Raw genomic sequence first — 18,270 nt, forward strand, 5'->3', positions numbered from 1 at the left:
TGCCCGCGTTGCCGTCTCCTCGGCTGCCCGGTCCACGGGGTGCCGAGCGCGGGACTGACGGCGGTGCCGCCGCTGACCCCGATCACATGGGCGGTGATCCAGCGCGGGTCGCAAGTTCTGCGCTTCGCAACCCGGGCCAGCATCCACCGAACATGCCTCTCAAGTTCTGTCACCGGCGCGACGACAACAAGTCGCGCGAATATCCGGCCATCGGCATGGGCTGCACGAGCTGTTGACGGGTCGACTATCCCGGGATGACGTACTGTACCTGGACCGAATCCGGCGAATGGAAGAATTCCTTTAAGTCATATATGTCACCGCCGCATGAGCCGTTACGCGTTACAAGCTGTTTCGAGTACGGACCCCCAGCCCGCGGATCACACCGGATGGTCAGTGGACGACATGATCGGCCCAAGCCGCCGGCAGCGCCTGACTCGAGACATCGGCGATTTCGCGTAACCGTCGCCTGGGAATTCCCAAGCGGCTCAGTTGGATCAGTCCTTGTGCTACGACCACGATGTTGGCGCTGTGCGCCGAGAGGACGGCCTCGTCGACGTCGCCATTGTCGAGGCGTGCAGCCTGGTGTAGCAGTTCGGCGACGCTCTGCTCCATTGCCGTGGTGGTTCGGGTGCCGATGGTGACGACTTCGGGGATCCGGGTGCCGAGTTGGGCGATGCTGTTGATCATCAGGCATCCGCGCCGATCCGGCTGCGCGGCACAGTCATCGATGACCGCTTGGAAAAGCGCGCGCACAGCGGCGCGCGCCGAGCCGGGCGCGGAAACGATGGCATCGCGAACGAACTGGGCGCGGCGCATGCAGTAGCGTTCGAACGTCGCCAGGAACAAGCCACGTTTATTGCCGTAGGCGGCGTAGATGCTGCCGTTTCCGACACCGGTCGCGCGCGACACATCCTCCACTGATGTGTCGTCGAAACCTTGCGACCAGAACAGCTCTGTGGCGGCGTCGAGCAGGCCCGATTCGTCGAACTGTCGCGGCCGTCCCATGCGCTCACCGTACCAATCGACGTGCGAGGTCGCCCACACCGCTTGTTTTGGAGTCGTGACTCCAGAATACTGGTTGACATGGCCCCCAACTTCGCAGAGCCGCCTCGCCGACGCGTGGGCATTCTGGTCTTCGACGGCGTCAAGATGCTCGACTTCGTCGGCCCCGCAGAGGTCTTCGTGGAGGCCAACCAGACCGTGCCCGGTTACGAGGTGGTCCTGGTCTCAGCCGACGGTAGGAGCGTGCAGACCTCGATCGGCGCACGGATCGAGGTGAGCGGTGCGGCCGCCGACGCCGGTCGTTTCGACACGGTCGTGATCCCCGGCAGCGAGCTGCCGCCGACGAAGTTCGTGACCCCCGAGGTGATCACGGCGGCGCGGCACCTGTCCTGGCACACGCGACGGCTGGCCTCGATCTGCAGTGGCGCCTTCGTCCTGGCCGATCTCGGCCTCTTCGACGGCAGACGCGCCACAACACACTGGAAATTCGCCGCGGACCTCGCGCGGCGATACCCCTCGGTCGCGGTGGAACCGGACGCGATCTTCGTGCGCGACGGCAACCTGTACAGCTCGGCCGGTGTCGCGGCCGGTGTCGATCTCGCACTGGCCCTCGTCGAGGAGGACTACGGTGCCGACGTCGCCCGCCGTGTTGCGCAATTGCTGGTGGTGCACATGCAGCGCGCCGGCGGGCAATCCCAGTTCTCTGCGTCGCTCAGCGGACCGGCGCCGCGCAGCCCGCTCGTGCGGAAGGTCGTCGACCTGATCTGCGCGGACCCGGCGTTCCCGCACACAGTTCAGACGTTGGCCGCCCATGCCCAGGTCAGCGTCCGACACCTGACGCGGCTTTTCCGCGCCGAACTCGAACGATCGCCTGCCGAATACGTCGCCTTCATCCGCTTCGGGGTCGCCAGGGACATGCTGCATGCCGGGCACAGCGTCACCGACGCCGCGATGGCGGCCGGATACGGCAGCGGCGAAGCGTTGCGCCGCGCGTTCGTGGCCCGGCTCGGCATCTCCCCGCGCAAGTACCAGCAGCGTTTCCGGTCTACCGGCTCAGCTGCCGTGTTCGAACCGTCGATCGAGGCAGCCGTGTCCTGATCGGGGGTTTACGCGGCCTGTAGCGAGGGGCGCGGCGAGGGTTGCTCGATGGAAACTGGGGGCGGCGCAGCGCCATCCGGACCGATCCGAGCGATTAGGAATTCAATGTCCTCCGCGACAACCATTGTTCTCGTACACGGCGCCTTCGCCGATGCCTCCAGTTGGCACCCTGTCACCGAGCGGCTACTCGCTCGGGGTCACCGGGTCGTGGCGCCACCGGTCTACAACCGCAGCCTATCCGCCGACGCGGCCTACATCAGATCCGTCGTCGAGCAGATCGACGGACCGGTGCTACTGGCCGGGCACTCCTACGGCGGCGCGGTCATCACCGTGGCCGGAGTCGCCGAGAACGTCGTCGGCCTGGTCTATGTGTCGGGCTATGCCCTGGAAGAGGGCGAGAGTCTGGGACAACTACAGGGCGGTTTCCCGGACTCCGACCTGGCCGCCAACCTCGTCTACACGCCGTACCCGATCGGCGACGGCGAGCCCGGAACCGACGTCTCGGTCGACATCGACGCTTTCCCCGCAGTATTCGCGGCCGGCCTCGATACCGCGAAGGCGCAGGTGCTCGCGGTCTCCCAGCGGCCGCTATCGGCGATCGCGTTCAACGAGCCCGCGTCAGCGGCGGCGTGGAAGACGAAACCGGGCTGGGGAATCGTGTCGAGCGCCGACCGCACCATCAACCCCGACGTCGAACGGTTCGGATACCAGCGGGCAGCGCTGCGGACGATCGTCGAGATCGACGCGCCGCACCTGGTCATGCAAACCCATCCCGACGAGGTCGCCAGGGTAATCACCGATGCCGTCGACGAACTGGCTTGATTCTCCGAATCCGCAAATCCACAGCACATTCACTCCCTATCGGAAGGAACGACAATGACAGGAAATCCGTTGAACATCTCGCTGGAGCAGGCGGCGCAGGAGTTCGTCGACGCGACCTCGCAGCCCCCCTTCCTCTACCAATTGCCCCCGGAAGAGGGCCGCAAAGCCGTGGACTCGGTGCAGGACTCGCCGATCTACAAGCCCGAAATCGATGAAGAGTGGATCACCGTCGACGGCGGACCGACCGGGTCGGTGCGGGCCCGGATCGTCAAGCCGCAGGGCGTCACCCAAACCCTGCCCGTGATCATCTACACGCATGGCGCCGGTTGGGTGTTCGGCGACGCGCACACCCACGACCGCCTCGTGCGTGATCTCGCCGTCGGCGTGCACGCGGCCGTGGTGTTCCCCGAATACGACCGCTCCCCGGACGTGCGATACCCCGTCGCGAACGAGCAGTCCTACCGTGTCGCCCAGTGGGTCACCGCCCATGGCGCCGAGAAAGCGCTCGACCCGTCCCGGATCGCGATCGCGGGCGACTCGGTCGGCGGCAACATGGCCATCGCGCTGACGCTCATGGCCAAGGCGCGCGGCGATGTCGCATTCGCGCAGCAGGTGCTGTTCTATCCGGTCACCGACGCCAACTTCGACACCGGCTCGTACCGGCAGTTCGCCGAAGGGTACTTCCTGACCCGCGAGGGCATGCAATGGTTCTGGGATCAGTACACCACCAGCGAGGAAGACCGCGCGCAGATCACCGCGTCGCCGCTGCGCGCCGCCACCGAACAACTCGCGGGGCTTCCTCCAGCGCTGGTCATCACCGCCGAAGCCGACGTGCTGCGTGACGAGGGCGAAGCCTTCGCGGGCAAGCTGCGTGCCGCAGGCGTCCCCGTGATCCAGGCGCGCTACGGGGGCATCATCCACGACTTCGTCATGGTCAACTCGATGCACGACACCCATGCCGCCAAAGCCGCTGTCGCCCAAGCTGTCGCGGTGCTGCGGACCGCTTTGCACACGGCCTGACCCGAGCGCTGCCCTACCTCGATCGACTCGAAGGAAGACATTCGTGAGCACCGAACCCCCCACCTCGTCCGCGACGCCGACCATCGTGCTGGTCCACGGCGCGTTCGCTGACTCGTCCAGCTGGAACGGAGTCATCGGAGAGCTACGCGCACAGGAATATTCCGTCATCGCCGCCGCGAACCCGCTGCGCGGCCTCGACAGTGACGCCGCCTATGTAGGGTCGGTCCTCGACAGCATCGAAGGCCCTTGTGTCCTCGTCGGGCACTCCTATGGCGGCAGCGTCATCACCGTCGCCGCCGCGGCGAAAGAGAACGTGACAGCGCTCGTCTACATCGCCGCGTTCATCCCCGCCGAGGGCGAAAGCGCGCTGCAACTGACCGACAAGTACCCCGGTTCCACGCTCGGACCGACCACCCGTCCGGCGCAGTACCGCCTACCCGACGCTGGTACGGGCACCGAACTCTATATCCGGCAAGAGGAATTCCCCGCACAATTCGCCGCCGACGTCCCCGCCGAGACCGCCGAGCTGATGGCCGCGACCCAACGGCCGGTCACCCTCGCCGCACTACAGGAACCGGCGACCGCGGCAGCATGGCGGTCCATCCCCGCGTTCGCCCTACTCACGACCGAGGACAGAAACATCCCGATCCAGGCACAACGGTTCATGGCGGACCGCGCGGACGCCCACACCATCGAAATCGCGGCCTCACACGCAGTCGCCGTCTCCACTCCGAACGCTGTCAGTGACCTGATCACACTGGCGGCGAAGAAATAGCCGAACACTCCAGGAGAGGCGGCGCCACAGTCACGTTCGACGTGAAAGCAGGAATTGCGGCCGCGCGGCATGCGAGGTCTCCCCGCTGCGCGGCCGCACAGACCACGTGCGCCCGGCAGCACCGGTAGTCGATCAAGCCTGCCGAGTCGGCACGTGCACATCGGCAGATGCGCGCGTTCGGGTGGGGTGCCGAACGGTGCGGACGCGCACGGTTCGCCCTACACCGGGCGCGTGCCTGTTCGACAGCTGATCGCCGTGTGATTTGTGGCCTGCCATGATCAGAGGTTTGGTCCCGATCGAGTCAGTCCAGCTCGACGGAGTGTCGGCGACCTGTGACGTCACCTGCCGTCCCTGTCGGCGGAAGTCGCGCATTTGGCATACGCGTCGTCGAACAGATCCCAGCCGTCGCGGCGACCGATGGTGCGAGCCTCTGCCATCCAACCCGCATCGACGGCTGCGTCGACGAACGCACGAACTACGCCGGGCTCATTCAGGTTCAGCCTGCGGTCGCCGAGCCGGACGACACCGGCCGCGGACGTCCCACCGTCCGGGATCATGCGCCGGTCGCCGGGTTCGAAGACCAGCGTCAGGCCGGCCACCGACCCGAGTCGCCGGAGTCGCAGGACCTCCTCGCAGCCATGTAGGTGCTGATGGTAGGTCTTCCAGAGATACCGCGACGTAACAACAGTGAGGACTCGACGGCGCCGGTTGACAGCCATTGCGCGATGTTAGATGGCGGGTCCGAGACTCGGCTATCTGTTTTGCAGGGCGGGCCGATCCGACGTTGTGCTGGTAGAACCGCAACTGCTGCCGCACCGTAACGAGGGCGCAGGGTGAGTCGACGATCCTCCGTCGGACGGTGGGCGGTGATCGTTACGGGCTGCCGCGACCGGTGCGCGCCGAACGGTAGCCGGCGGCGCGTTCACCGTGACGGTCGAACGGCCTGGGTGGTGATTCGGCGGAGTCCTTCGGCGAGCTCGTTTCCGGTTGGTGCGTTGTCGGGGTCGATGAGGTATTGGGCTGCGAACCCGGTGAGCAGGGCTTGGTAAAAGGCGCCGGCGGTTCGGGCGGCGTCGGCGTCGGTTTCGTCGCCGCCGTCGAGCAGCCGAGCAAGGCCTGATCTGGCCTCCTGGAGGTTGGCGGCGAGCCTTTCCCGCGCCTCGGGATCACCGAGGGCATCGAAGGTGGCCGACCAGACGCCGCGATGCGCGGCGATCGTGTCACGCACCACGTCCCAGCGATCGGCGAAGCCCTGCCATGGATCGGTGCTGGTGGCAGGTGAATCGGCAAGAATGCGTTCGAGATCGGCGCCCCAGTCGCGGGTGGCCTCGGCGAGCGCCTCCGTGAGCAATGCCTCTTTCGTGCCGAAGTGGTAGCCGATGGCCGCCATGCTCACGCCAGCCGCCGTCGAGATATCCCGCACCGTGGTGCGGGCGTAGCCCTTGTCGAACAGGCACTGACGCGCGCCGGTCAGCAGATCTTCTCGATTTCCCATGCACATCAACCTAGCGCATGCGCATAAGACATATGTATTGTGCAACTGCGCAAGACATATGTACAGTTCCGGGCATGCGGCAGATGACCAACCGAAACGTCCTGATCTCCGGCGCCAGCATCGCGGGCCCCACACTGGCGTTCTGGCTGAAGCGATACGGCTTCATCCCGACGATCGTCGAGAAGTCACCGACCCTGCGCGAGGGCGGCCAGGCCATCGACGTGCTCGGCACGGCCACCGAGGTGGTACGCCGAATGGGGTTGCTGGAGCGGGTGCACGAGATGAGCACCGGCAAGCGCGGCACGTCCTATGTCGATGCGGACGGCAGGGTGCGGGCCGCCATCAGCAGCGAGACGTTCAACGGTGTCGGGGCCAATGGTGACACCGAGATTCAGCGTGGGGATCTGGCTCAGGTGCTCTACGACGCGACCTGTCACGATGTGGAATACATCTTCGGCGACTCGATCGCTGAGCTGGTCCAGGACGACAACGGTGTCCACGCCACCTTCGAGCACGCTGGACCGCGCACTTTCGACCTGGTCATCGGCGCCGACGGTGTCCACTCGCACACGCGCAAGCTGGTTTTCGGTCCCGAGTCCGACTTCGTCGAGCACATGGGCTACTACATCTCGATCTATACGCTTCCCAACGTGCTGAAACTCGACCGCTGGGAGCTGGACTACAACACTCCCGGAACGATCGCCGGCAGCTACAGTGCCCGCGAAAACACCGAGGCAAAGGCGATTTTCGCGTGGGCGTCGGATCCGATCGACTACGACTACCACGACGTGGCCCAGCAGAAGAATATCGTCGCAGACACCTTCGCCGGCCAGGGGTGGGAGGTGCCGCGCCTGCTCGAGCACCTCGATGGGGCGCAGGACTTCTACTTCGACGCCATGGCCCAGATCCGTATGGATACCTGGTCACGGGGGCGGGTCACGCTGGTCGGTGACGCCGGATATTGCGCTTCACCACTATCGGGTCAGGGCGCCGACCTCTCTCTCGTCGGAGCCTATGTCCTCGCGGGTGAATTGAGCGCTGCCGCAGGCGATCACACGATTGCCTGCGGCCGTTACGAGCAGCAGATGCGCCCGATGGTCGATGCCTGCCAGAAGTTCGCCCAGGGCGTCGGCACCTGGTACGCACCGCCCAGCAGGGCAATGATCCGGTTCCGCAACCTGAACGTCCGGCTGCTGCCGTATCTGCCCTGGCGCGGGCTGATCGGCGGTGCTCCGCAAAAGGTCGCCCGCACCATTCCTGCCGAGAGCTACGACCTCCCGAGGTGACCGACCAAGGGCACTTTCGTGTCAGGATGGCGCGATGAGCACCGCGGCAGGTCCGGTCAGCGAAGAAACGGTGGAGCTGTTCATGGACTATGGACAGTTCTGTATCGATGGTGGTTTGGGAGATCCGGATGAGGAAACCGATCTCCTCGACCGTGCGCTGGCGGCGCATCCCTTTGCCTCGAACGGCCTGGCCATGGTGGTGCTCAGCCCGCACCAGAACAACTTCCGGATGCCGGTGACGGTGCAGGTGTGGGGTGCCCGCCCGCCGTCGGATCGGGACGAGTGGCAGCAGGTGTGCGAGTCGCGGCTGCGCGTCGGCCCGGAGGGAACGCTGTATCTGTCTTCGCCCGTCGACGGTGCGGCGGACTGCCCAGTACCGGAGGGCGGATATCTGATCGAGGTCAGCGGCCGTGGATTCGTCAACTACGGCTGGCCCGGGTCGACCGAACCTGGCGATGTGTGGCGGATCCGGCTCTGGCCATCTGGCGGCAGTGAACCACTGCGGGCCGTGCAGTGGAATATGCCCGGATACGGTGTGCCGGAGGATGTTCCGATCCCCGAACGCTCCGTTTCGGCGGAATCCGAAGAGCCCGAATGGGTCATGGTCATCGACGAGAACGGCCCCCGTCACCTGCACATTTCCGAGTTCCGGGAGCAGGCCGTCGCGGCCGAGCGACAGCGCTGGGCGCAGATCCGATACCTGAACTGCGGGATTGTTCCGGCGCCGAGGAACTGTCCGGCTACGACCGCGCCCTCGCCGAGGCGATCGCCGCGATGGGCGAGCAGGATCTGCGGCGTTTGGCGCGCTGGTCGGCGGCACAGGCCTGCGAAAAAGCCGCGATTGCCGAAAGACCTTGGGTACAAGCCGCTTTGACAGCCCTGCGGAAAGACCGACCGCTACCACCACCTTTCGACGATATGGAGGCCGCTTTCGCCCGTCTGCACGACGAGGACTTCGGACCGGTGGACGAGGGCGGAACCGAGCTTGTCGCATCCATCGCCCGAGCCGATCCGCGCGAATCGGCGCCGAATCCCTTCGACCTGGGGCCGATCCACCGGCCGTCCTTCGCCCTACCCACGATCGTCCGCGCAGCCGAACCCGATGCCAGGGACGCCGCGATGACGGCTCTCCATGCGACGGCCGTGGTCTTCGGCCCGGAAGTCGATGTTCTCCTGGCAGCGGCCCGAACCGAATTCGGCCTCCCACCTCGGTGATCGAATCGACCCGGGCACCTGCCGGTTCGGGACGAGTGCGAACATTCCGCGAATCCACGATCAGCGGCATGTGGGACGTCCCGAACCGGCGCCGCCGGCCCGTGCGGCTGTGACTACAGGCTGAAAGCGATCGAGCGCAGCATCAGCGCTACGACGAATACCACGGTGAACGCGAGATCGATCGACAGCCCGCCTGCTCGCACCGGCTGCAGCACCCGCCGCACCGGCGCGATCACCGGCTCCGTCCAGGCTCGAATCAACGGACGGGCCCGGCTCACCCACCGAGGAGCCGTGGCCAGCACCTCCACCCAGTCCAGCACCAGCCGGGCGATCAGCAGCAACACGAACGCTGTCAAGATGTACCCGAGCAGGGTTCCGATGAGGCTCATGACGAGCTCCTTCGTAATGGTCGCGCTGGACGTCTTACCCGTATCAACGCGGCCTACCGGGCCGAAAGTGTCGCCTTCGCGAGGTTCTCAGCCGACTATCAGATCAGGCCGGTCCCGGTGGGGCCGACGAGCCCGCCCCGCCTACTGCGCGGCGGTCTGCCGCTTCGGCAGCTTCCAACCCGGCCGTGGAAAGTGGCAGGTGTAGCCGTCGGGGTAGCGCTGCAGGTAGTCCTGGTGCTCGGGCTCGGCCTCCCAGAACTCGCTCGCCGGGGTCACCTCGGTGACCACCTTGCCGGGCCACAGGCCCGAATCCTCGACATCGACGATGGTGGCCAGCGCGACACGCTTCTGATCGTTATCGAGATAGAAGATCGCCGACCGGTAGCTGGTACCGATGTCGTGGCCCTGGCGGTCCTTCGTCGTCGGATCGTGGATCTGGAAGAAGAACTCCAACAGCGCCCGGTAGTCCGTCCCCGCTGGGTCGTAGACGATCTCCACGGCCTCCGCATGGCCCGGGTGATTGCGATACGTCGGGTGGTCGTTGCGCCCGCCGGTGTAACCGACCCGCGTCGACAGCACCCCCGGCTGCCTACGAATCAAGTCCTCCATGCCCCAGAAGCATCCGCCGGCCAGAATCGCCCTCTGCGTGTCGGTCACGCGTCCTCCTTCGTGAAGAGAGTCCTGTACTGCCCATAACCTTCCGCCTCGAGGTCCTCGAGGCCGATGAACCGCAGCGCCGCCGAATTGATGCAGTACCGCAGGCCGCCCGCCGCACGGGGCCCGTCGGTGAACAGATGCCCGAGATGGCTGTCACCCTGCGCCGAACGCACCTCGGTGCGGATCATCAGATGACTGAGGTCCCGCTTCTCGACCACATTTCCGGCATCGATCGGCTTGGTGAAACTCGGCCACCCCGTGCCACTGTCGAACTTGTCGACCGAGGCGAACAACGGCTCACCGGACACCACATCCACATAGATACCCGGCTCGTGATTGTCCCAGTACTCGCCCGTGAACGGCCGCTCGGTTCCGTTCTCCTGGGTGACGTGGTACTGCTCAGGCGACAGGGCAGCGCCCGCCGCGGGATTCCGGTTGTATTCCTGAGCCACATGACCTCCTCATATAGGCCCCCCGTACAACCCGCGCTCCGGCTCGAAAAGTCCCCATTCCGCTAGGCGTCACACTTCGGTCATCAATCGCTCGGACCGGCCGCGCGATATAGCGACTCGAGCGGTTTTCGACACTGCTACGGACCTGACAAATCGGTGCTCGCTATGCATGTTGGAAATTTTGCCCCCGATGCCACTAGCGTGAGGACGCGAATCTGCAGCCGATAGCTGGGAGTGAGCGTGTCGTTGTCGACGATCGCGAAAGCGATAGTGCCGTACTCGGCACGGACTGCGCCAGTGCAGCGCACTATTCCAGCAGTCGCATTCTGGGCGATCTTCGTGCTGGGCACGGCTGCCGGTGTGTACTACGTCAAGCAGGTCCTCGACATGCCGCAGGTGATGATGCACCTCAAGGATCTCAGCGTGTATCAGATCGCCGGGAACCGTGTGGCCGACGGCATTTCCGTCTATGACACCCCGCTGCTCGGCAACACTCGCGGCGTGTGGGAATTCGTATACACGCCGTTCGCCGCGCTGCTGTTCGTGCAGCTGAGTGAACTCCAAGGCGACCCATACACCTTCGTAGGCGCGTTCGGCAATTTCGCGATGCTGACCGCGTCGGCCTGGGCGGCATTGACGATCCTCGGCTACCGGCGTGACATGCGGCTGGCGCTGGCGGGCGTGTCGATCGCCGGACTTCTGCTGTGGTGCGAGCCGGTGCGGCAGACCATGGCTTTCGGGCAGATCAATATCTTCCTGCTGCTGCTCGTGCTGGCAGACATGGCGCTCCCCGACTCCTCGCGATGGAAGGGTGTGCTGACCGGGATCGCCGCCGGAATCAAACTGACTCCCGCCTTCTTCGTCATCTACTTTCTTGTCACCGGTCGATACCGGTCCGCCGCGACGGCGATCGGAGCGTTCGCCGCGACCATGCTTATCGGCCTCGCGGCCATGCCCAAGGATTCGCTGACATTCTGGAGCGGCGCGTTCGCGGACCCGACTCGCGTCGGCGTTCCGGAGAACCCGTCGAACGAGTCACTGCGTGGCATGGTCGCCCGGACCGTCAGCGTGGACGGCAGTCACCAATTGCTCTGGCTGGCAGGCGCGCTCGCCATCGCTACGACCTGTCTGGTCCTCGCGCGACGGCTTTCACTGACCGGACACGAACTACCCGCGGTGGTGCTGTGCGGACTCACCACCACCGCGGTGTCCCCATACAGCTGGGTGCATCACTGGGTTTGGCTCGCGCCACTGCTGATCTGCCTGACCGACCTGGCATTGCGCCGCCGCGATGTCGTCGCAGGGATCGGACTGGCGGCATCGGTCGTGGTCACATCGGGTGGCGTGCTGGCGTTCTTCGGCCCCACGGTGGGTACTGTCCTCGACTATGGCTCGCACAGCAACCTCGAGGTGTTCTACCGCAACGCCTACATCTGGCTGACGCTCGCGCTGTTCGGAGCCGCCGCCGTACACCTGCGGCGCTCCGCACAACGGGCACGCGGCGCCTTCGCACTCCCCAGCATCGACACCAGCGTGCGTGGTCTCTCGGCGGCCATTACCGGACGCTCGGCCGAGCGTCCGGATCAACGTTCTATCAACGGAACCCGGGAAGTGACCGTTGTCGACGAAGAATCCGCGCAGAGATCTGACAAGGTTCTCCCAGAGCAGTGAGCGTACCGAGACACAGTCAGGTATCACTGCGGCTTCGGGGAGCGCGATAAGCGCGGCGCGGGCGCCGAGAACTGCAGGCGCAGAACCGAGTTCGCGACGAGATGTCAACCGGCGCGGGGATGGGGCCGCTCGATCGTGTTGCGGGCCCGTGCCCACACCTCCTCCACCTCGAACTGGGCGGGCTGCCATGCGTCGGCGGCGACACCGACCCGCCCGCGCCACTTCCGCATGATGTCGGTGTGCACCGGCCATCGCACGAAACGCCGCATATCCTGCTCGGTTTCCCACACCGAGATCGAGCCGCCGCGCAACTCCGAGGGCCGACCCCACAGCCACAGGCCGACGGCGCCGTGCATCACCGGCCAGGTCCGGCCCAGCTTCATCCCAGTCTTGTAGATGAGCTGCACGTCCTCCTCGGAGACGGCCAGGAAGCCCGTCACGCTGACGAACACCGAGCCGGAGATGCTTTGACGGGGACCGGCTTGCCACGGCATGAGCACAGTGCCCTCAGAAAACGGCTGGGCGCCGGTCATGGCTTCACTCGCCTGGTCGAAGAGACTCGGACAGTACTCAGTACAGTAAGCATGTGTAGATGCTAAACACATGCGTATCATTTACCCAACCGGCCCTTCACCAGCCGATCCCGCACAGCACGCGGTAGCTTCGAGCAGACGACAGCGGCGAAAGCCGACATCTCCTCTGAGTCTGCGGGGAATGGCGCCCGTGGAACCCGATGCGGAAGGGATACTCAGGCCTCGTCACGCCAGTATCGCGGCGAGCTCGACGGCTCGACTTCCTCGACGTCGAGTGACTTGTCGGCCCGCAATGCCTCGATGAGTTCTGGACTGCCCGCAATACCGGTCCAGGGCAGGTCGATCTCGGTCGCTACAAACCACGCTCGATCCGCAGGCCACATGAGGTTCGGGCTGTTGATCGGTCGTGGCCACCCCGGAACCAGATCGATAGCTCCCCACTGCCCAGCCTCGCTGAGCAGTCCACGAAACAGCAGGTAGTCTCGCGCCGGAACTTGCAGACGAGGCCCAGCCAGCACCTCCGCCGGAAAGGCCGGTGCGACAAGGGGCGCGAACTCGGGATCTGCGGACTCGTCCCCGCTGAACGCCACGGCAACCGACGAACTGCCGTAAATGTCGCCGAAACCGTCCCATAGGCCGAAATAACAATCATCCGGCGTGCCGGTGTGCCCGGCAAGGATGCTCGACAGTCGCTGAAGCACCTCGGGGTCGAGGTTTCCTTCGCGGTTTTCTACCGGATCAGGATCGGAGGGATCCTCATCGGGTCCGGCCGGATGGAACAGCCGGGCGTACCGCGCGAACCCGCTGGGCCCCATCGCGCAAAGTTGGGTCCAAGGGTCACGACGCTCGGTGAACCAGTGGGCCTTCGAGACGTCGGGCTCGTATCGCAGCGCCATGTTCTCAATCTAGCCACCCGAGCAACACGATTTCGGCGACTACTACGTCCCGCGGGGAGGGAAACCTTCGATCGACGACCGACGGGCGAGTGCGGCGAGTCGAGGGTTGTCGAGGTCGTGGACCAGGTCGAGCAGCATCGCGAACTCCGCATCGGTAAGCGTCAGCCCGGCAAGGGCTTTCAGCAGCCGGGATTCGAATTCCGCTGGCTGTTCCACAATGCGGAGCAGTTCCTTTCGCGTCCGGCGGTCGAGCCGACCGGCGAGCTCGCGCACAAGGGCGTCCGCGGTGATGTGATGCGGTCGATCCGCCGCGGGATTGCCGTATTCGACGCCGTAGCGGGTGTAGTACTCCGCCGCGTTGATAGGGCTGGTACCGGGATGGGTGGTGCGGTACCGCCAGTCCGAGGACAGCGACCCGACTCCCCGAAATTCCAGATGGGGTTCGATATCGGAGTTCAGGTGCGGCCGGATGGCTGCGAGAAACGTCTCCTCGGTGAACTCGTGGTCCGAGCATGGGGTAATCCTGATGAACCAGCGAGCTTCGGCGGCGGCTTTGTGATGGCCGTCGAGAAGATAGCCCATGTCGGTCTGGATGTATCGCCCCTCGGCGGTCGCCGGCCCCGGCATCAGCAGCACCATCAATGGTTGCGCTCCTGCGGCAATACGTTCCCGGTACCAGGCGACGCGGTCGGTGTCCGGTGGTGGCCAAGTGTCGGTCGGTGTGACGCCAGGGCCGGCGACGTGCTGGATATCCCAGGTTCCACTCGGCCACGGCCAGCCTCCCTCGTGTTCGCTGAGGAAGACCCCGAAATCCAGTCGACCTCTCTCCGACTCCCCGACCTGCACTTCGTACTGGCCCGGCGCGAGCAGCCGCAGCAAAGGCGCCAGCCGGTCCAGAAGGTCGCGGGACACGAAAGGATTGCCGGAGTGGTCACGGTCGATCACGGGATCGGCAAGCCAGTCGGTGAGCGCGGCGATCCCGTCCGGGCGTTCAGCCGGGGCAAGTCTCGCCACCAGATGCCACAGCGTGCCCCGGTTGACGTAGGCGTCGGCGAAGGCTGGTTGCCTCCCGAGCCACAGCCTGTTGGCACGAGGCTGATAGCGGGAACCTTCGACGCGGATCAGGCCGACCCCATCCGGCACGTCGACGAGCTGGCCGGGCCAGGTCTTCTCGTTGTCTGCGACCGACGCGAACAGCGGCCGGGCCTGTCGGGCGGTCCGTGGTTGATCGCGCAGCGCGGCCCGGAACTCGGCTACGCCGAACACCAGTGGATAGTCACACCTACAATCCCACCAGTCCTCCTCGCGCTCCGCGCAAGCGCAGTCGCGCCGGGCTCCGGCCGCACCCACGTCATCGGACTGCGATCGAATCCCGTCCGGGTGCCAGCACAGCGTGCTGGAGTGCGGTCGGCAGGCCAGCATCCGTACCGTGGGCTCTCGTCTCAGAGCCTGGTACGCCGCGAGGGCATGATGGCCGTCGAGGACGAAGGCGAGCTCGTGGTGTGTGCCCGGCCGAGAAGCGTCCAGCGCCAGGATTTCCGGACGCGCCCCCGCGCGGATCTGCTCCGTGTAGTACTCGACTACATCAGCCGCAAGACCCGGACCATCGTCGTCGAGGGCGTCGACCAGAACCGGCTTCCCGACCGGAACGACGACCGCGTGGTCCCGGACCGGATGCACCACCACCCGCGCCGGCACTGTGGTGGGTGCTTCGATCCCCCACCAGCCCGGCGTGACCAGCGTCAGCACATCATCCACCGCGTCGCCGTCCGCACCGGCAAGATCCAGCGGAAGCCTTGGCCGCGCGGCCAAGGCCTGCGGGCGGCATGGTCCGTCCGAGGCCCGCGCGACCACGATCCCATCCGGGCTCGGCCAGGTCAGCCACGACCACTTCTTGTCGTACCGCACCGCGTAGCCGATCCCCGCAACCGCAACCCCGATCGCGGCGGTTCCTCGCACGACCGGCGGGGTCGGGTTGTTCTGTCCCACCCTGGCAATGCTAGGCACGGTTCATCTGCCATTCGAGCGAATAAACCACCGCTCGCCGAGGAGGATCCGGCGCGTGTCGTCGGCGATGCAGCCGCTATGACCTCATCTCGGCATGTGCGCGTCTCTGAAACGACGACAGACTGCCGAAGACGACGCCGGTCTGAAAGACTATGGCCCATGCGAACAACGGCGAAGGTCAACGACGGTCAACTGGTGAGCTACATCGACCACGGCGGCACCGGGCCCGCGGTGCTGCTCCTGCACAGCTACCTGATGGACGCCGACATGTTCGCCCCACAGGTGGAGTCGCTCGGCGGGACGTTCCGGCTGATCGCGATGGACGAACGCGGCCACGGCGGCACCCCCGCCGACCACCCGTTCACCTACTGGGACGTGGCCCGCGACGCGCTCGGTCTGCTCGACGTGCTCGAGGTGGCCCGGTGCGCCGTGGTGGGCACCAGCCAGGGCGGGTTCATCGCCAAGCGAATGGCACTGCTGGCGCCCGACCGGGTGGCCGCGCTCGCACTGCTCGGCACCTCGGGCACCGCGGAGGATCCGGAGGTTGCCGCCGGCTACCGGCAGGCCGCCGCCGCATGGCGGGAACACGGTGCGACCCAGGAACTGCTCGACCTCAACGCCACGATCTGCCTGGGCCAGCACGATCCGACCGAGTGGCAGGCCAAGTGGCGGAGGCTGTCCGGAGAGCACATCGACCGCGTGCTCACCCCGCTGGTCGAGCGGGACGGCGTGCTCGACCGCGCGGCGGAGATCCGCTGCCCGGCCCTGGTCCTGCACGGCTCGGCCGACGCCGCCTACCCCGTCGACCGGGCCCGCGAGCTGGCCGAGGCCCTGCCGAACGCCGAACCGCCGGTGATCATCGACGGCGGCGCGCACTTCCTGAGCCTCACCGACGCAGGCGCCGTCAACCCACACCTGCGCGCATTCCTCGGCAGGTCAGGGCTCGCATAGCGCCGTGTGCTCGACGAAACCCACCCTCGTCATCCGCGCACCCCGCCCCGCCGCAGCAGCGGGGCGAAACATACGCGAGTGAAATGGTGATTGCGAGCGGGCCCATTCGCGTCAGCAGTGGCAGGATGATCGGCCCGGGAACTGGACCGGTCAGTACCCCGCGGGCAACGCCGCGATCATGTCCCGGGTGACCGCGACGGCATTGTCGGAACTGCCGCCTTTGACCAGCAGCGTCGCGAACGCGATGTCACCGCGATAACCGACGAACCACGAATGCGACCCACCCTCGACCTCGGCCTCGCCGGTCTTGCCGTACACCTCACCCTGATCGGCGATTCGCTCGGCCGTGCCACCGGTAACCACCAGACGCATCATCGCGCGCAGCCCGTCGACCACCTCGGGGGCGAGGGCAGGACGGTCACCGTCGATCTCGGTGGGACGCCCCGCGATCAGATAGGGCACCGGCGCCGAGCCGTGCGCGACGGTCGCCACCATCAGCGCCATGCCGAATGGACTGACCACCACCTTGCCTTGGCCGATACCGTCCTCGGTCCGCTGGATCAGACCGTCGGCAGGTGGGACCGAGCCCGACACCGCCGGCAGCCCGACGACCGAATAACGAGGCCCCACACCCAGTTTCGCGGCGGTATCGTGCAGCGCAGAGCCAGGAAGCTCGCTGGCGAGCTTGGCGAACGAGGTGTTGCAGGAGCGTTCATAGGCTCTGGCCATCGGCACGTCGCCGACGGTGAACAGGTTGTAGTTGGGAATGGTCCGCTCGCCGATGATGATCCGGCTCGGGCACGGCAGCACCGTGTCCGGCGTGGCGAGGCCGTTCGATATCGCGGCGGCGGCGGTCACCGTCTTGAACACTGAACCGGGCGGGTACTGGCCGATCGTCGCGATCGGGCCGTCCCGGTCGGCGGCCTTGTTCTGCGCAATCGCCAGAATCGCGCCGGTGGAAGGGCGCAACACCACCATCATGGTCTGCTCGGTGCGCGGTTCCACGGCACGCTGCGCGGCGTTCTGCACGTTGCGGTCGATGCTCAGCGAGAATGACGGCGCGGGCTGGGCCGGCACCTCGGTGAGCACGTCGGTGTCGACGCCGTTGGCGTTCATGGTGACCACGCTCCACCCTGCCTTGCCGTCCACCTCCGCGATCGCCGTCTTACGCACGTGGGAGAGCAGGTCGGGTGCGAAATCGCGGTCGGTGGCGACCAGGTCCCACTGCTGGGTCAGCGTGACGCCGGGCAGCCCGATGAGATCCTTGCCCACCTGGCCGGATTCGTTCTCGTTGAGCAGCGCGACGGTGTACGCGCCGGTGCCGGCCTTCGCCGCGGCGAGGATCGACCCGGGCGTCAGCGACTTGTCGAATCGGTTCAGCGCGGCGGCCAATGAGGTGGCCACCGCGGCGGCGTCGGTGGCCTCCGCGGCGGTGAAGGCGACCCGGGATACTTTGCCGGGAACCAGTACGTCGCTGCCGGACTGCTCGTTGACCCTGGCACGGGGCGCCGGGGTGGACCGCAACGCCAAGGTTTGGGTGGCGCCGAGTTTGGGATGGATATCAGAGGAGTTCCAGCGGACCATCCAGCGTCCGTCGTTGCGGCCCATCTGCAACTGCCCGGTGTATTTCCAGGTCCGGTTCTTGGGCAGCCGCCACTCGTAGGTGTAGTCGACGGTGGCGGTGTCGCCGCTCACGCGCGCCGCGCCGGTGTGCGCGGTGAGCTGTTCGGCCTGCAGCTTGTCCCACGCGGAACGCAGTGCGCCGCTTGCCTTTTCCGGCAGATTGGTGAACTCGGCAGCGGCGTCCACATCGTGAGCGGCGAACGCCGCGACGAATGCGTCGGCGGCGGGGACGGGCCCTTGCGACTCGCTCGCGCAACCGGCCGCGGCGACCGCAAGCGCCACGACGGTGAGCGAGACGAAAATCCGAGTCGACATCGGCACCGATGGTAATAGCCACTGTCGGGCAAATGTCTGCGGCACTCCGGAATTCGGACGGTC

Annotated in this window: 19 protein-coding genes; 9 read left to right on the forward strand and 10 right to left on the reverse strand. The window is 66.2% G+C overall.

What is annotated here, in order from left to right:
- Nucleotides 1-390: 390 nt before the first annotated feature.
- On the reverse strand, nt 391-1,005 hold the full coding sequence (locus AB4Z47_RS24605) for a TetR/AcrR family transcriptional regulator (RefSeq protein ID WP_441953968.1): 615 nt from the start codon (nt 1,003-1,005) through the stop codon (nt 391-393).
- A gap of 78 nt (nt 1,006-1,083) precedes the next feature.
- Here AB4Z47_RS24605 and AB4Z47_RS24610 point away from each other — a divergent pair, with 78 nt between their 5' ends.
- The 4 genes from AB4Z47_RS24610 (at nt 1,084) to AB4Z47_RS24625 (ending at nt 4,717) form a co-directional block, all read left to right on the forward strand.
- On the forward strand, nt 1,084-2,100 hold the full coding sequence (locus AB4Z47_RS24610) for a GlxA family transcriptional regulator (RefSeq protein WP_441953970.1): 1,017 nt from the start codon (nt 1,084-1,086) through the stop codon (nt 2,098-2,100).
- Nucleotides 2,101-2,205: 105 nt separating this feature from the next.
- Nucleotides 2,206-2,922, forward strand: coding sequence for an alpha/beta fold hydrolase (locus AB4Z47_RS24615; protein WP_441953972.1), 717 nt, complete (start codon nt 2,206-2,208; stop codon nt 2,920-2,922).
- 54 nt (nt 2,923-2,976) lie between these two features.
- Nucleotides 2,977-3,942 (forward strand): alpha/beta hydrolase, encoded by a 966-nt coding sequence (locus AB4Z47_RS24620; RefSeq protein WP_441953974.1) that lies wholly within the window; start codon nt 2,977-2,979, stop codon nt 3,940-3,942.
- A gap of 43 nt (nt 3,943-3,985) precedes the next feature.
- On the forward strand, nt 3,986-4,717 hold the full coding sequence (locus AB4Z47_RS24625; RefSeq protein ID WP_441953976.1) for an alpha/beta fold hydrolase: 732 nt from the start codon (nt 3,986-3,988) through the stop codon (nt 4,715-4,717).
- 338 nt (nt 4,718-5,055) lie between these two features.
- Here AB4Z47_RS24625 and AB4Z47_RS24630 read toward each other — a convergent pair whose 3' ends face one another.
- Both AB4Z47_RS24630 and AB4Z47_RS24635 read right to left on the reverse strand, forming a co-directional pair.
- On the reverse strand, nt 5,056-5,436 hold the full coding sequence (locus AB4Z47_RS24630) for a hypothetical protein (protein ID WP_441953978.1): 381 nt from the start codon (nt 5,434-5,436) through the stop codon (nt 5,056-5,058).
- Nucleotides 5,437-5,639: 203 nt separating this feature from the next.
- On the reverse strand, nt 5,640-6,212 hold the full coding sequence (locus tag AB4Z47_RS24635; RefSeq protein ID WP_441953980.1) for a TetR/AcrR family transcriptional regulator: 573 nt from the start codon (nt 6,210-6,212) through the stop codon (nt 5,640-5,642).
- A gap of 74 nt (nt 6,213-6,286) precedes the next feature.
- On the opposite strand from AB4Z47_RS24635, the gene AB4Z47_RS24640 reads away from it, so the two are divergent.
- The 3 genes from AB4Z47_RS24640 to AB4Z47_RS24650 are packed head-to-tail and all read left to right on the forward strand — an operon-like array spanning nt 6,287 to nt 8,713.
- A complete protein-coding gene (locus tag AB4Z47_RS24640; protein ID WP_441953982.1) occupies nt 6,287-7,498 on the forward strand; it encodes an FAD-dependent monooxygenase in 1,212 nt (403 codons plus the stop codon).
- A gap of 34 nt (nt 7,499-7,532) precedes the next feature.
- On the forward strand, nt 7,533-8,372 hold the full coding sequence (locus AB4Z47_RS24645; protein WP_441953984.1) for a hypothetical protein: 840 nt from the start codon (nt 7,533-7,535) through the stop codon (nt 8,370-8,372).
- Between the two features lie 44 nt (nt 8,373-8,416).
- Complete coding sequence (locus AB4Z47_RS24650; protein ID WP_441953986.1) at nt 8,417-8,713, forward strand: hypothetical protein; 297 nt, start codon at nt 8,417-8,419, stop codon at nt 8,711-8,713.
- A 113-nt stretch (nt 8,714-8,826) separates the two neighbouring features.
- Here the strand turns inward: AB4Z47_RS24650 and AB4Z47_RS24655 are convergent, their stop codons facing one another.
- The 3 genes from AB4Z47_RS24655 to msrB all read right to left on the reverse strand — a co-directional run bounded on the left by AB4Z47_RS24655 (nt 8,827) and on the right by msrB (nt 10,211).
- Nucleotides 8,827-9,102, reverse strand: coding sequence for a YggT family protein (locus AB4Z47_RS24655; protein ID WP_441953988.1), 276 nt, complete (start codon nt 9,100-9,102; stop codon nt 8,827-8,829).
- A 141-nt stretch (nt 9,103-9,243) separates the two neighbouring features.
- On the reverse strand, nt 9,244-9,759 hold the full coding sequence (msrA, locus tag AB4Z47_RS24660) for a peptide-methionine (S)-S-oxide reductase MsrA (protein ID WP_441953990.1): 516 nt from the start codon (nt 9,757-9,759) through the stop codon (nt 9,244-9,246).
- Nucleotides 9,756-10,211, reverse strand: coding sequence for a peptide-methionine (R)-S-oxide reductase MsrB (msrB, locus tag AB4Z47_RS24665; RefSeq protein WP_441953992.1), 456 nt, complete (start codon nt 10,209-10,211; stop codon nt 9,756-9,758). Before msrB ends, msrA begins: the two co-directional genes overlap by 4 nt.
- A gap of 240 nt (nt 10,212-10,451) precedes the next feature.
- Here msrB and AB4Z47_RS24670 point away from each other — a divergent pair, with 240 nt between their 5' ends.
- Nucleotides 10,452-11,882, forward strand: coding sequence for a glycosyltransferase 87 family protein (locus AB4Z47_RS24670; protein WP_441953994.1), 1,431 nt, complete (start codon nt 10,452-10,454; stop codon nt 11,880-11,882).
- Between the two features lie 104 nt (nt 11,883-11,986).
- On the opposite strand, the gene AB4Z47_RS24675 is transcribed toward AB4Z47_RS24670, so the two are convergent.
- The 3 genes from AB4Z47_RS24675 to AB4Z47_RS24685 form a co-directional block, all read right to left on the reverse strand.
- The gene (locus AB4Z47_RS24675; RefSeq protein WP_441953996.1) at nt 11,987-12,415 is read right to left on the reverse strand and encodes a hypothetical protein; all 429 of its coding nucleotides are present in this window, start codon (nt 12,413-12,415) and stop codon (nt 11,987-11,989) included.
- Between the two features lie 215 nt (nt 12,416-12,630).
- The gene (locus AB4Z47_RS24680; protein ID WP_441953998.1) at nt 12,631-13,311 is read right to left on the reverse strand and encodes a hypothetical protein; all 681 of its coding nucleotides are present in this window, start codon (nt 13,309-13,311) and stop codon (nt 12,631-12,633) included.
- 42 nt (nt 13,312-13,353) lie between these two features.
- A complete protein-coding gene (locus AB4Z47_RS24685; protein WP_441954000.1) occupies nt 13,354-15,300 on the reverse strand; it encodes a hypothetical protein in 1,947 nt (648 codons plus the stop codon).
- Nucleotides 15,301-15,477: 177 nt separating this feature from the next.
- On the opposite strand from AB4Z47_RS24685, the gene AB4Z47_RS24690 reads away from it, so the two are divergent.
- On the forward strand, nt 15,478-16,269 hold the full coding sequence (locus AB4Z47_RS24690; protein ID WP_441954002.1) for an alpha/beta fold hydrolase: 792 nt from the start codon (nt 15,478-15,480) through the stop codon (nt 16,267-16,269).
- Between the two features lie 150 nt (nt 16,270-16,419).
- Here AB4Z47_RS24690 and AB4Z47_RS24695 read toward each other — a convergent pair whose 3' ends face one another.
- Nucleotides 16,420-18,207, reverse strand: a complete 1,788-nt coding sequence (locus AB4Z47_RS24695; RefSeq protein WP_441954003.1) for a penicillin-binding transpeptidase domain-containing protein — start codon at nt 18,205-18,207, stop codon at nt 16,420-16,422.
- Nucleotides 18,208-18,270: the final 63 nt, after the last annotated feature.

It is taken from the genome of Nocardia sp. 2TAF39, assembly GCF_052114905.1.
In the GTDB taxonomy this organism is placed as follows: Bacteria; Actinomycetota; Actinomycetes; order Mycobacteriales; family Mycobacteriaceae; genus Nocardia.